At 25.5% G+C, this 14,205-nt stretch carries 14 protein-coding genes and 3 tRNA genes; 5 read left to right on the top strand and 12 right to left on the bottom strand.

Annotated features, from left to right (window positions below):
* Positions 1–33 precede the first annotated feature (33 nt).
* Positions 34–315 (top strand): peptidylprolyl isomerase, encoded by a 282-nt coding sequence (locus ABLL_RS10140; RefSeq protein WP_014474708.1) that lies wholly within the window; start codon positions 34–36, stop codon positions 313–315.
* On the opposite strand, the gene ABLL_RS10135 is transcribed toward ABLL_RS10140, so the two are convergent.
* The 3 genes from ABLL_RS10135 to ABLL_RS10125 all read right to left on the bottom strand — a co-directional run bounded on the left by ABLL_RS10135 (position 301) and on the right by ABLL_RS10125 (position 3,041).
* A complete protein-coding gene (locus ABLL_RS10135) occupies positions 301–684 on the bottom strand; it encodes a hypothetical protein (RefSeq protein ID WP_014474707.1) in 384 nt (127 codons plus the stop codon). The genes ABLL_RS10140 and ABLL_RS10135 overlap by 15 nt on opposite strands.
* A 77-nt stretch (positions 685–761) precedes the next feature.
* Complete coding sequence (gene pdxH / locus ABLL_RS10130) at positions 762–1,400, bottom strand: pyridoxamine 5'-phosphate oxidase (protein WP_014474706.1); 639 nt, start codon at positions 1,398–1,400, stop codon at positions 762–764.
* Positions 1,401–1,451: 51 nt separating this feature from the next.
* A complete protein-coding gene (locus tag ABLL_RS10125; protein ID WP_014474705.1) occupies positions 1,452–3,041 on the bottom strand; it encodes a hypothetical protein in 1,590 nt (529 codons plus the stop codon).
* Between the two features lie 190 nt (positions 3,042–3,231).
* Here ABLL_RS10125 and ABLL_RS15000 point away from each other — a divergent pair, with 190 nt between their 5' ends.
* The gene (locus ABLL_RS15000; protein WP_102043410.1) at positions 3,232–3,351 is read left to right on the top strand and encodes a FeoB-associated Cys-rich membrane protein; all 120 of its coding nucleotides are present in this window, start codon (positions 3,232–3,234) and stop codon (positions 3,349–3,351) included.
* Positions 3,352–3,357: 6 nt separating this feature from the next.
* Here ABLL_RS15000 and ABLL_RS10120 read toward each other — a convergent pair whose 3' ends face one another.
* Positions 3,358–4,737: a PhoH family protein gene (locus tag ABLL_RS10120; protein ID WP_014474704.1), complete on the bottom strand. Its 1,380-nt coding sequence runs from the start codon at positions 4,735–4,737 to the stop codon at positions 3,358–3,360.
* Positions 4,738–4,873: 136 nt separating this feature from the next.
* Between ABLL_RS10120 and ABLL_RS10115 the strand changes: the two genes are divergently transcribed.
* Positions 4,874–6,550: a GGDEF domain-containing phosphodiesterase gene (locus tag ABLL_RS10115; protein ID WP_014474703.1), complete on the top strand. Its 1,677-nt coding sequence runs from the start codon at positions 4,874–4,876 to the stop codon at positions 6,548–6,550.
* A gap of 18 nt (positions 6,551–6,568) precedes the next feature.
* On the opposite strand, the gene ABLL_RS10110 is transcribed toward ABLL_RS10115, so the two are convergent.
* Positions 6,569–7,078 (bottom strand): NADPH-dependent FMN reductase, encoded by a 510-nt coding sequence (locus ABLL_RS10110; RefSeq protein WP_014474702.1) that lies wholly within the window; start codon positions 7,076–7,078, stop codon positions 6,569–6,571.
* A 148-nt stretch (positions 7,079–7,226) separates the two neighbouring features.
* On the opposite strand from ABLL_RS10110, the gene ABLL_RS10105 reads away from it, so the two are divergent.
* Both ABLL_RS10105 and ABLL_RS10100 read left to right on the top strand, forming a co-directional pair.
* On the top strand, positions 7,227–9,134 hold the full coding sequence (locus ABLL_RS10105) for a cache domain-containing protein (RefSeq protein WP_014474701.1): 1,908 nt from the start codon (positions 7,227–7,229) through the stop codon (positions 9,132–9,134).
* Between the two features lie 63 nt (positions 9,135–9,197).
* Positions 9,198–9,527 (top strand): hypothetical protein, encoded by a 330-nt coding sequence (locus tag ABLL_RS10100; protein WP_014474700.1) that lies wholly within the window; start codon positions 9,198–9,200, stop codon positions 9,525–9,527.
* 273 nt (positions 9,528–9,800) lie between these two features.
* Here the strand turns inward: ABLL_RS10100 and ABLL_RS10095 are convergent, their stop codons facing one another.
* From ABLL_RS10095 to ABLL_RS10070, 7 genes are all read right to left on the bottom strand, one after another.
* Positions 9,801–10,208, bottom strand: coding sequence for a hypothetical protein (locus ABLL_RS10095; protein WP_014474699.1), 408 nt, complete (start codon positions 10,206–10,208; stop codon positions 9,801–9,803).
* 511 nt (positions 10,209–10,719) lie between these two features.
* The gene (locus tag ABLL_RS15085) at positions 10,720–10,860 is read right to left on the bottom strand and encodes a hypothetical protein (protein ID WP_158310011.1); all 141 of its coding nucleotides are present in this window, start codon (positions 10,858–10,860) and stop codon (positions 10,720–10,722) included.
* Complete coding sequence (locus ABLL_RS10090; protein ID WP_014474698.1) at positions 10,847–11,578, bottom strand: replication/maintenance protein RepL; 732 nt, start codon at positions 11,576–11,578, stop codon at positions 10,847–10,849. The genes ABLL_RS15085 and ABLL_RS10090 overlap by 14 nt, the downstream gene beginning before the upstream one ends.
* 436 nt (positions 11,579–12,014) lie before the next feature.
* Complete coding sequence (locus ABLL_RS14760; RefSeq protein WP_014474697.1) at positions 12,015–13,622, bottom strand: site-specific integrase; 1,608 nt, start codon at positions 13,620–13,622, stop codon at positions 12,015–12,017.
* 280 nt (positions 13,623–13,902) lie between these two features.
* Positions 13,903–13,989: transfer RNA gene (locus ABLL_RS10080), tRNA-Leu, on the bottom strand.
* 24 nt (positions 13,990–14,013) lie between these two features.
* Positions 14,014–14,089 (bottom strand) — tRNA-Phe (locus ABLL_RS10075).
* A 20-nt stretch (positions 14,090–14,109) separates the two neighbouring features.
* Positions 14,110–14,194: transfer RNA gene (locus ABLL_RS10070), tRNA-Tyr, on the bottom strand.
* Positions 14,195–14,205: the final 11 nt, after the last annotated feature.

Raw genomic sequence — 14,205 nt, 5'->3', positions numbered from 1 at the left:
CTTTTTTTATTTAAAATTACAAAAGGAAATATTATGAAAAGTGCAACGGCTAGACATTTGTTAGTTGATAGTGAAGAGTTATGTTTACAATTAAAAGAAAGAATTGCAAAAGGTGAAAAATTTGAAGATTTAGCAAAAGAGTATTCATCTTGTCCATCAGGTTCAAGAGGTGGAGATTTAGGTAACTTTTTTGAAGGACAAATGGTTCCTGAATTTGATAAAGTTGTATTTAATGAAGCAATAAATGTAGTTCATGGACCAGTTAAAACTGACTTTGGTTACCACTTATTAGAAACAACTTCAAGAAGAGATTAAAAACTCTTCTTCCTCTTTTTTTGAAACTTCTTCATCCCATAAAATAGAAATTCCATACTCTTTATCTGTTATTACATATTTGAAATATTCACTTGTTCCTCGTCTTCCATGAAGTCTTACAATAACTTGATCTTCTTCTAATAATTTTTTCATTTCATATTTAGAAAAACTTCTTTTATTCCATTTTAAAAAGACATTTGAATAGACTCTAAAAGTACATGTTGAATCAGAAGAAAACACAAATTGTGAACTATCATCATGTTCTTTTTTTGCATTCTCACAAGTGTAAAGATTTACTTTTTTTCCAAGTGCTACAGTTTTTATTGCTATTACATTTCCCGAACAATATGGACATTTTCCAAGTACCAATTTTAAACTCCTAATTTTTCTAAAAGAATTTTACAAAAATTTTCAAAAGAGTTTAAAAAATATAACAATTTGAAAGATTAAGGTGCAAGTCTAGAGATAGTCCAAGTACCATCTTGTTGTAATTCATATAAAAATCTATCATGAAGTCTATCTTGTCCACCTTGCCAAAACTCTATTTTTGTAGGTTTGATGATATATCCACCCCAAAAATCAGGAAAAGGGACTTCACCTTTTACAAACTTTCTTTTAATTTCATCAAACTTTTGTTCAAGCAGACTTCTTGAACTAATAACTTGACTTTGGTGAGATACCCAAGCTCCAATTTGACTACCTTTTGGGCGTGAGAGAAAATATTTTAAAGATTCAGTTGTTGATATTTTTTCAATATTCCCTTCAATTTTTACTTGACGTTCTAAATCAAGCCAAGGGAAAAGTGCAGCTGCTTTGGGATTTTGTTCTATTTGTTTCGCTTTTGTACTTGTGTAATTTGTAAAGAAAACAAAACCTTTTTCATCAAATATTTTTAATAAAACTGTTCTAATACTTGGCATCATATCAGCTCCAACAGTTGCTAGGGAAAAAGCATTTGGTTCAGTAAGTTCTGCTTGCATCGCTTGATTGAACCAAATCTCAAATTGAAAAAAAGGATTTGGGTTTAAATCTTTTATATCTAAACCTCTTGTTGTGTATTTTGCTCTAAGGCTTGTTAAATCCAAAATTTATCCTTCGAATTAGTATTTGTAATTTTAGCAAAATATTTATCTATTTCATTCCTCAAAAATATTGAATAATATAGATTTTAGCTCTGTTTTCATCTCTGTTGTTAAAGTTTTTTTATTTGAGTAAAGATAAAAAGGAACAGTATTTCTCATAGAATATTTTAATCTTTTTCTTAAAGTTGAAATTTCATCAATATTTATAAGTTCATCACCATCATATAAATAAAAATCTTTTGCAATTCCAAGTTTAAAAGATACTATTTGGTATGCAAAATATAGTTCTTCATTTTCATATTTTTTAACAAAATCATCTAATGCTATTTGTAATTTATTTAATCTATTTATTGTTATAAATCCAAAGCTTTCTCTAAATTTATATCTTTCCACAGTTGTAAAATCTAAAACTTTATAAAATTCATTTAGGTTTTTCCAAGGACTTCTAAATCTTCGTTTTCCAAATAAAACTTCTTCAAAACAGTATAGATATTTTTTATCTTCTTTTGTTTGAATTTCTTTATCTTTTATATCAAAATATCTATTTTTAAATAATGAAATTAGCCAATTTTCATCAAGCATTGAAATAATATCAAGTTCTTTTTGTCTATTTTGATTTTTAAAATTCCACAACATTGAAATCGAGTTTGAAAGTTTTTCTTCTTTTTCATCTTCAAAATATTTGCTAGCTAAATATTGAACTACACTTTCAAGTAGTGTATCTGTTTTTGCAATACCATGATTGAAGATTACTTTTTTATAAAGATTAAATCTCATTTCAAGCATATGTTCAATATCAATCAAACTCATATCGTAAAAACTTAGATAAAACTTTTCATCTTTTTGTACCAAAACAGCTTGTTTCGTGATTCTTATATGGTCATTTGGACCTGTTATATAACCACTTGCTAACATATCACGATTTATATAATCAAGCCTATCTGCATCAACTGTGCTATCTATAAAATTATGTAAAACTTTAAAATGAAAACCTTCATAAAACTCTTCTTCAAGGATTAAAATAGCAAGTCTTTTGATAAGTTTTAAATACTCTTTTTCATAAGATTTTGAGATTAATTCTTCTAATTCATAATCAAAAAGTAGTTTTAAAAGATTTTCACCTATTGCTTCGTGTAAAACTTCTTTTGAATTTTTTGTAATCTCTTCATAATTTTCTTTAAAAACTACCTCTTTTTCTAGTAAAGCTTCTTGATTCTGCTCTTTTAGTTTGATTTTGTCATAAACTTTTTTTAAAGCATATTCAACTTGATGTGAAAAAGGAAGATGTCCTACATCGTGAAGTAGGGCAACTATTCTTAGTGTTTGTAAAAATATTGTATAAGTTGCTCTTTGAGATTTTGATTTTGTTGGAATTGTAAATTGGTATAAAGCTTTGTTATCAAAATAATCCATATCATCAAAACTAAGTTTTAGATTTTCTTCAATTATTATAGAAACAATTGTATTTTTTAGGCTTGATAAAAAATCATTTTTTGTTTTTTTATCCGCATTAAGTAACGCATTTTTGAACATAAAAGAAGCTAAATGCATAGTTCCTAAACTATGAATAAATCTTTTTGTAGTAATTGATGGATATGAAAAATACGCCAAAGCATTTTGTGTGATGAATTGTAATCTATTCACTATTTTTGTTTGAAGAATTTTATCTTCAAGTTTTGTATATTCTATATGATTGTAAATAGTATCATTTATTAATCTATTTTGTATGTTGTATCCTTTTATTTTTGTGGTTATATTTTATTGTTTTAAACCTAAAAATTATGCAAAAATATTAAATAATGATATAATAATCATTATCAAAATAAGGTTTAAAATGGAAGACATTATCATCTATATCATAGTTGGAATTGCTGCAATTTATTTTATAAATAAACTATTTGGAAAAAATGGCAATTGTGGTTGTGGAAACAAAGGTAATTGTTCTAAAAAATAGAGAAGTTTAATTCTCTACTTTTTTCTCAAAAATTCTTTCTGTAAATTGTGCAAATTTACCACGAACTGCTTTTTCTAACTCTATTGCAAACATTTTAAGTTCAGGATGTGCTTGATTTGTTTGTTTTAAAAGAGTTGTTAAACCATTGTTGTATTTGTTTAAATACAAATTATCAATTTGTCTATTTGAACCAATAACTATTGCCATACAACTTTCATCAAGTCTTGAAAGTATTAATTGAGTTGTTTTTTCACTACTATTTTGCCATTCATCCATGATAACAATTGCACCACTTAAAGTTCTTCCTCTTGCTTCTCCTGGCCAAAGAGTTTCTATACAATATCTTGATTTTAATTCATCAATTTTAGAGTCAATTGATTCTTGATTTTCTCTATTTTCACTCTTTTTAAGATGTTTTTTTGCAATAAATTCTAAAGTATCACTTAATGCCATATTATAGATTCTAAATTTTTCATCATTTCCTGCTAAATATCCAACATCAGCACCTTTATCTAAAGATTCTATGGAGTTTCTAACATATACAATTTTATCATATAAACCTAAATCAATTAATCTCATAGAACTAACTATTGACATCAAAGTTTTACCACTTCCTGCTTTTGCATCAATTACAAGTAAATCATACATATTTGTTAAAATTGCTTTTGTAAAAAGTTTTTGTTTTATATTTACTGGTTTTACATTTAAAGATTTAAAATCATTTTCTTTTAAAACATCAATTTTTCCATTTGTAATAATTGCATATTCGATATTTCCATCATTGCTTTCAAAACTATAAGCAAAATTTTCCATTTCATAATCTTTATCAACAGAAGTAATATCTTTATTCTCTAAACTATTAAATAAAGAAGAATCAAGTTCTATTGATTTTACAAAATTAAAATTTGGAACGGTTGATTTATCATCATGTAGAGTTTCTGTTTTTATACCTTTAAATAGTGCAAAAGTTCTAGCATATACATCTAAAGATAGAAAAATCGTCTGGCAACCTTTATAATATTCTTGGGCAATTGAAGCTACTTCAATAATTCTTTTATCATTAGATTCTGAAATATGAATTTGTTCAATTTGTGTATCATATTTATCTTTTGAGATTATATCAATATTTATTTCTTCATTAAAAAGTTTTACAACTTTAAAGCCAGTTCTATAATCAACCTCTTTGATTTTCATCTTTGCAAGTAATCTAGCAAATTCTCTTGAGTAATACCCTAATTCATTTGTCAGTTTCTTTTTGTCCTCTAATTCAAGAAGTACTGTTTCAGGTATTACCATATGGTTAGTTTTATTGTCTGATATTTTATAGAGATTTTGAAGATTTTGTAAGATGATATTTGTATCTAATACATATACTTTTTCTTTCATAAGAAATTGTAACATAGATTGATAACAAAAAAGTTACATTGCTGATAATTTTGTATAAAAATATAAAATAACTAATTTTGAAAATTGAAAAAAATCTTGTATAATGATTTACAAACAATCTAAATAAGGATTATAATTGAACCTTTCATATGAAGAATATTTATTAATCTTAACTTTTTTTATAATCATTTATCTTTTATCAAAACAGAAAAAAAATCGAGATTTAAAAAAAGAAAATCATATATTAAAACAATATAAAGAGGCAGTTGAAGAGAGTAATATTATTTCAAAAGCTGATTTGAAAGGGAATATAACTTATGTTAATGATAAATTTTGTGAGGTTACTTTATATTCAAGAGAAGAGATACTTGGTAAACCACATAGTCTTTTAAAAGGAGAAAGTTCAAAAGAAATTTTTAAAAATTTATGGGAAACTATATCTAGTAAAAATACTTGGCATGGTGTTTTAAAAAATAGAAGAAAAGATGGTGAATTTTATTATGTAAACATTATTATTAAACCTATTTTAGATGAAAATAATGAAATTATAGAGTATATTGCTATAAGACATGAAATAACAGATTTGATTCATAAATCAGAAGAATTAGAAAAAAGTTTAAGAGAAGATTTTTTAACAAAAGAGGGAAATAGATTTAAATTATTAGAAGATATAAAAAAATCAAAAAGACCTTCTTTAGCACTTTTAGATATAAATAGATTTGGCGAAATAAATGATTTTTATGGATATGATATTGGAGATGAAGTTTTAAGAATAGTTGCAAAAACTTTTAGAAAATTTATAGGAAATAAATATTCATTATATCGAATATATTCAGATGAATTTGCGATTTTAGCTGATAATGAAGATAAAGAACATTTTATTAGATTTATAAAACAAATTTCTGATTCATTGAGTTTAAATCCTTTAAAAATAAAAGGTAAAGAGATCTATATTCAGATAAGCTATAGTATATCTTTTGAAGAAAAAAATACTTTGAAAAAAACTGCAAATATGATTAAAAAATATGCAAAAACAAATAAAGATGTAGTTATCTATGATAAAAATTTAGAGATTGAAAAAATCTATGAAAAAAATATTATGTGGACAACTAAACTAAAAAAAGCATTTGAAAATGATAATATAGTTCCCTATTATCAAGCAATATTCAATATAAAAACAAATAAAATTGAAAAATATGAGGCATTAGTAAGATTGATTGATGAAGATGGAATAGCAATTTCTCCTTATTATTTTTTAGATATAGCAAAAAAATCAAAACAGTATTTAAAACTTACAAAACGGGTAATTAAAAAATCGTTTGAATATTTTAAAGATAAAAATTTTGAGTTTTCTATAAATTTAACTTTAGAAGATATAAAAAGTAAATCAATATCTACTTATATTTTAGATATGTTGGTGGAATATAATATTGCATCTAAAGTTGTATTCGAAATAGTTGAATCAGAGGGGATCGAAGATTTTGTTGAGGTAAATAGTTTTATTGATAAAGTACGAGAGCTTGGTTGTCAAATTGCAATTGATGATTTTGGTTCAGGATATTCAAATTTTGAATATCTAATAAAACTAAATGCAGATTATATAAAAATTGATGGTTCTTTAATAAAAGATATTTTAATAAATAAAAATAGTGAAGAAATAGTAATCACTTTAGTAGATTTTGCAAGAAGACAAGGTCTAAAAACTATAGCTGAGTTTGTATCAAATAAAGATATTTTTGAAAAAGTAAAAGATTTAGGTATTGATTATGCTCAAGGTTATTATATAAGTGAACCAAAGATTAAAATAGATTAAAAAGCTTAAGAAATAATCTTAAGCTTTTGATAGTTTGATTAAAGAATTAATCATTGAAATTGCGCTTTCTTCATTTAGAGGTTTTTCATAAGTAGTTAAAATTTCTCTTGCTATTATTGTTGATCCTAAGTGTTGGAACATTATTCTCATAGCTTGAAGTCCTTTTGCTCCACCTCCACCACTGTGAGTTGCTAGTCCTACTATTTTTTCATTAAAAGCATCTCTCCAGTTTTTTGTAGCACGTGAAGTCCATGCCATTGCATTATTTAATACAGGAGGCATTACTCCATTATATTCTGGGGCAACAATAATAAAAGCTTTTAAATCTAAGATTTTTGAAGCTAAATCTAAAGCAGATTCAGGGACACCATTTTCTTCCTCTTCAACTGTACTATAAAGAGGTAATCTTAAGTCTACTAAATTTATTAATTCAACTTCACAATTTTGACTTAGAGCTAACTCTTTTAATTTTAATCCTAATTTTTGGTTATTATTAGAACTTGATACTAATATTCCTATTTTTGGCATAATAATCCTTATATAAATTTTTAAAAGATTGATTATATCAAAGGATTACTTTTATCCCATATAATAAAAAAGTAATTTAAAAATAGGCAATTAAAATAAAAATTGTTATAATGACTGATTAAATAATCTTATAAAAAAGTAATAAAAAATGGAAATTTCAAGAGAAAAACAATTTTTAAAAATAATAAAATTTATGCCTTCTATTTTTGTGACTATATTTTCTATTTTTGTAATTTTATTTTTATATTTTGAGAATAAAAAAACGTTTGATGAAGAAAAAAAAGATATAGAAGAAAAATATATTTCAAAAAATAAAGATATTATAAAAGAAGAGGTAAATAGAGTTTATTTATTTATTAAACATCTTCAAACAAATACTGAAGAAGAATTGAAAAATAGCGTAAAAAGTAGGGTTTATGAAGCTCATGCAATTGCTTCTAGTATTTATGAAAATTATAAAGATACAAAAAGTAAAAAAGAGATTTTTGAACTTATAAAAGTTGCTTTAGATAAGATTAGATTCAATGATGGAAGAGGTTACTTTTTTATGGATGATATTAATGGAAATAAGTTATCTCATCCTGTTGATAAAAGTATCGAAGGTAAAAATTTTATAAACTATACCGATGCGAGAGGTTATAAACTTTTTCAAACAATTGTAAATACAATAAAAGATAAAACAGAAAGATTTGATGAATATTATTGGTATAAGCCTAATACAAAGGGAGAAGTAGGACGAAAGATATCTTTTTACAAATATTTTGAACCTTTAAATATAGCTATTGGTACAGGTGAATATTTTGATGATTTTGAACGAATGATTCAAAAAAAGGCTTTAGAATATATAAGTATGATTAAATTTGGTAAAGTAGGATATATTTTTGTTATTAATTATGATGGAGTATATTTAAGTCATATTAGAAAAGAGTATATAGGTAAAAACTACAATGAAACATTGAGTTTAAAAGATAATAAAGAAATTGTATTAGAGATGATGAATATAGCTCAAGAAGGTGGAGGGTTTTGTACATATATTCAAAATCAAAAACCTGGAACAAATCTAGCAACAAAAAAAATAAGTTATGTTCAAGGATTAAATGATTGGAAATGGTTAATTGGGACTGGATTTTATGAAGATGATGTAAATTCAGAAATTGTAGAAGTAAAAAGAAAACTAGATGAAAAATATGAAACTTATGTAAAAAATATTTTATTAGTAGGTTTTATATTGATTATTGTATTGTTGATTATTTCAAGATATGTTTCAATATTTTTAGAGAATAAATTTAATCAATATAAAAAAGAATTGGATAAAAAACAAACGATATTACATCAACAATCAAAAATGGCCGCTATGGGTGAAATGATAGGGAATATTGCCCATCAATGGCGACAACCTTTATCTACAATTACAACAGCTTCTAGTGGAATGGTTTTACAAAAAGAGATGGGAATATTAACTGATGAGTTCTTTTTTGAAGCTTCAAAAAAAATAAACACATCTGCTCAACATTTATCTAAAACGATTGATGATTTTAGGAACTTTTTTAGTCCAAATAGATTAAAATCTAAATTCTTTTTAAAAAATACATTCTCTACAACACTTGATTTAATCTCTGCACAATTTAATGCAAAAGAAATTACTATAATTAAAAATATAGAAGATGTGGAACTTTATAGTTATGAAAATGAATTAATCCAAGCATTGATAAATATATTTAATAATTCAAGAGATGAATTATTAAAAAAAGAAGATGAAAGATATATTTTTATTGATGTATATAAAAATAATAAAAATGAAGTAAATATTATTTTAAAAGATAATGCAGGTGGAATAAAAGAAGAGTTTTTAGATAAGATTTTTGAGCCATATTTTACAACAAAACATCAATCACAAGGTACTGGAATAGGACTTTATATGACTGAAGAGATTATAACAAAACATCTAAATGGAACAATTGTTGTACGAAATAAAGAATTTATTTATAATGATAAAAAATATATTGGAGCAGAATTTAAAATAAAATTAAAATTATTTGACGAAGAAGCAAATTAATAAATAAAGCCAAAATATATGGCACACTTTTTGTATATTAGAAAATAAACACAAAGGAATCATATGGTTTGTAAATTTGAGGAGATAAACGATTTCTTTCATAAGTATTCACAACTTTTAGAAACTATGGAAGAACAAGAATTCAAAGAGTTATTTGAAACATTTCCACATGCATGTAAATTTGTAAAAACTCTTGATGAGGATATTGTTAATTGTGATGATTTAGAGTTAGTATCACAAAAGACTTTAGAGTTACTTAATAATGCATACGATCATGAATATACAAAAGATGATATTTTAAAGTTTGCGGGTATAACATGTAAAATATTTGATATTATTGGTGCTCCTAAATATCATGTTCCATTTATTTTAGTTATGTTGTCAAAACTTTGATACTTTTGTTTTGTTATATATGGCTCAAAATGGTATTTGGAAAGTTTTAAGATTTTTTGATTGAAAATAGTATAAAACAAGATTGTTTTACAGTGGTGCGAATGGTGAGAAATTTTAGAAATTTCAACTCGCAAAATCTACAAAGCCCAAAATATGGCATACTTTAAAAATTGTTCAACCTATAGAATAACCCTTAGTTCAACCGTTTTTTAATTTGTAGGCTGGAATTATAATGAGTTATAACTTAGAAAAAGCTTAAAGTATTTATAATTTTTATTCTTCATTTTCTCCTAATTTTCTTAAAGCTTTTTTAATTGCAATTTCTTCAATTTTGTTTAAATATTCTTTAAATTCTTCATCACTTTTTGGAAAACTTTTTCTATTAAATGTTGCAATAAAATCTTTGCCAACAAAAGAAGTTTTAAAGATTAACATTAAAATTTTCATAATTTTTTTGTCAAATTCCTTTTGATTTCTGTCTAGTTTTGCGATTTGAAAATTAACAGAATCTTTAAGATTGTCTGCAATTTCTAAGTTTTCTAAACCTCTTAAAATTAAAATTCTTGCAGTTTGAGAAACACTTTCTCCATTAATTTTTGCTTGTTCATTTATTAAATTTATTTCGTTTTGAAGTAAACCAACCCTTACCATTTGTTTGTTATTTTTTGTTATTTCTTTCATAATTATTTCTCCTTTTTCTTGTGTTTTATTTGAGCCATTTTTTGGCTCTCTTAAGTATATCTTAAGTTTAGATATTTATGTGATTTTTGGCAAAAAAAACATATATTGATTCTCTAAAACTTCGATATGATGGGGGTTTGTTGTTAAAAAGTGGCACAATTTGGCTCAATTTTTTCAAATTGGCTCAACATTGGCTCTTTAAGAATACCGATTTTATCGGGTTGGCACTGCCAGTAGAGAGCCATTTTTGGCTCTTGCTATCCTGCCATACTATTATTTAAAAAATTCAATCTCTATCATTTTCAAGCCCCTTTTTATGTCTTTTTAGCTAGTTTTTTCAGCTTTTTTAAATACAATCATACTTACCAGTTTTTTAATATATTATACAACTGTCCAAACATAAGTAATTTTATTATTTTTCTCAATTATTCCAAAAGCCGCTGCTGTTTTACAGTAGCGGAACAAAAAAGAGTTAGAATTTACAGAAAAGTTAGTTATACATTACAATTTATTACAATATTTTTTTGTATTCATCTTTACTTAGAATATCTTTTAATTTATATTCATTTGTTTTAAAATTTATTGTAATCTTTTTTACATTTTCTATGTATTCATCTTTACTTAGAACATCTTTTAATTTATATTTCTTCATCTTCATTTTCTCCTTTTTCTTTATATATATTTTCTCTCTCTTCTTCTTTTTTATTTTTTTTAATTTGAGCTTCAACTCTAGCCATTCTCTCTTTTAAAATATTTAGCTCTTCCGTTAATTCTCTCTCTTTTTTTTCATGCTTAAAATCTGGAAGATAAAATTCATGTAGTTGAGCTATCTCTTCTGTGTTATTCCCTTTGTTTGAAATAACATACGGATTGAAGATGTACTTACCTTTTATTTTTTTTAATACATTTAATTCTTTTAAATTTTTAAAAGTATCTACGACACTATTTTTTCCTACTCCTAAAATTTCTATAATTTCTGCTTGTGTTATTACTATCTCATTTTTTGTATTCATTTTTTCTAAAATATACTTCAAGATTTTTATGTTAACTAGATTGAAATTAGCTTTAATTAAAACACTTAAAAATATATTAGGATTAACTCTTCTCCACCCAGCTTTATCTAAATCATCATGGATTTTTTGAATTTTAGTTTGTTTGAATACTTCTTTATTTCCATTCTCATCTTCATAAATTTTAATGTTCTCCATTTTGTTTTTCGTAGTAGTTCCAAAATCATTTTGGACAATTTTTTTAATTTTGAAGCTATCGTTCATCTTAGCCATTTTTTTATTAGCTAACTCATCTATCTTTTTATTTGTACTATTTAGTTTATTAGTTTCTGTAAAACTTCCATATTGTGTTTTTCTCATATTTTTATATTCTCCTATTTGTATATTTAAAAAACTATACCATAAAATTAAGAAAAAATTAAGAAAAGTTTAAATATTGAATACAAAAAGGTTTAGTATAGTAAACTTTTTAATGTCTATAAAAACTATCACAAATAACGATTACAACATATCTAACTACATTTATTCTTTTTTTTTACTTCTCTATCTATAAATATTACGCGTACATGAGGGAGCTATTTTTAAATTAAGTTAAAAGCTATTAAAAATTAGAAACATTAAAAAAACATAAAAATAGTAAAAAATAAACAAATATTCAAAAACGAACAAAAATAGCCCTAAAAACGATTTAAACTAATTTAAGCTATCTTTACCTTATTTTTGATTTATTTTGCTTATTTGATAGCTTAAAATGCTTTTAAATACTATTTAAAACTTAAAAATAGCTTAAGAGTATTTATATCTTTGCTTTTGTTGATTTATAATATTTTTTCATTCTCTCAACAAGTGGCATAAAATCAACTTGTGGATAATCGCATAAATCTATTGCATTTTTTAATACTTCTGTTCGATAGCTTCCATATCGGCTTTGGCTTAGGCTTCCGTTTCTATGCCCCATGAAGCTATCCAAAACCCCGTCTTCTATTTTACCTTTCAAAGACCCTACAAAACTGTGTCTGAAGCTATGTATATCTAATTTAAACTCTTTTGCTTTTAGTTGCATTTTAATTTGCTCTGATATAAAAGTGGGCTTAAAATCCCCAAAAATTTTTGAAAATGCTTGTCCATACCCTTTACTTTTTGTATAGTAAAGCCGTGGAAATAATCTTTCTTCCTTATCTTTTTTAAGTTGTTCTATATAATCCATAAAGCCCATTTCTAGCAAATAAGAGTGGATTGGGATTTTTCTCTTGCTACTAAGATTTTTAAGTTTTTGTTCTTTTTTATCTTTTGAAATTTTTATGAATGGAATATGTTCTATAATTTCGATTTGGTCTATATAAAGTTGGGCTGCTTCGTTAAGCCTTGTTCCTGAAAACAGCATTAACAAAGGAAGCCATATTTTATGAGGGGCTTCTTTTAAGTTTTTTTCTAACTCTTCTTTATACCATATTGAGTTATAGAATAGATTATTAAGTTCTGTTTGTGGATATTCTATTCTCTCGATTGTCTCGTGCTTTTTGGTATTTTTTGAAAATTTACCTACTATCCTGTTTTTATCTACTATCTCGTAATTTTCAGCTAAATCAAACAAAGCTGAAATATTTATCAATTTTAATTCAACTGTTTGGGGTTTTATACACTCTATATTTTCATTTTTTTTTGCTTCTTCTACTAATAATTTATAATTACTATTCTTTTCTTTAAATAAGGCTCGGTTTTTGTTAAAATCGGGAATAAAATTCATATTCTCTATAAACTCATCAAAATCTTTATGGTCTAAATCTATTAGATATTTTTTATTATCTATTAAATCTGTAAAGATTTTAAAATCTGCTCTATATCTTCTGATTGTGTCTTTATTTACTGTATCTTGCTCTTTTTTAGTTATAAATAACTCGATAACCTCCTGGATAGTTTTTTCTTTGTAGTTTCTAGTTTGTATTTGCTCTGTGGGTCTTGTTTCTTCTTTTACTTCTTCTATTGTTTTGTTTTGAAATTGTATATATTCACTTGGATTTTCTAATCTCTCGCTATTATTTCGTTTATCTAAATATAGTAACTCAATTTCGGCTTTGATTATTTCATCTTTTAATCTCTCTTTCCCATCGTTACTTAGTTTTTCTAAAGCTTCGTTATAATCGCTTTTTATAGTGCTATAAATAGTTAAATCTTCAATAGCTTTATCTTTTTCAGGTTCTGGGCTGTGAATAGCATAGCCTAAATCTTTTATAGCTTTTTTAATAGCTTTCGGGTGGCTTCCTAATATTGTTCTTCTGCTTTCTGTTTTGAATGTGTATCTACTAGCCCTAACTTTAGCAAACTTTTCATAATCTTCTTTTGCTTCATCTATATATTGCTGTATAAGGCTTTTTATATAAGCTATTTCTTCTTCAAAATTCATGTTAGTTCCTGTTATTAGATTTAAAAATTTAGGGTTAATTATACTAATGAGAAACTTAGCTTCTGTTTTGCTATCAGTTTTTAAAGATATAACGAAATTATGCTTAGTTTTTGGGAATTTTCGCTTATAGTAATAAGTTTCTCTATGCTTTATTAGATACATTTTTTGCCTTTTTTGGTGCAACCAAAGGGGCAAGTATTAGGGCAATTATTAAAGTTTAAACCTATTTAAGCTTTTTATAAGTTTGTAAATGTCGATAAATTGGGGATTGTAATGTTAATGGTGCGAATGGTGAGAATCGAACTCACACTCCGAAACCGGAACGGGATTTTAAGTCCCGCGCGTCTACCTATTCCGCCACACTCGCACATGTGTATATAAAATTCAAAAGTGGTGGTTCGAGACAGAATCGAACTGTCGACACAAGGATTTTCAATCCTTTGCTCTACCGACTGAGCTATCGAACCAGATTACTTTTGAAAAAAAGTGGTGGTGAGAGAAGGATTCGAACCTTCGAAGCCGTAGGCGGCGGATTTACAGTCCGCAGGATTTGACCACTCTCCAACCTCACCATCAATAAAAC

Origin of the sequence: Arcobacter sp. L, from assembly GCF_000284235.1 — a bacterium.
GTDB lineage: Bacteria > Campylobacterota > Campylobacteria > Campylobacterales > Arcobacteraceae > Aliarcobacter > Aliarcobacter defluvii.
The sequence above is the reverse complement of the archived record's forward strand: the minus strand, read 5'-3'. Positions and strand labels throughout refer to the sequence as shown.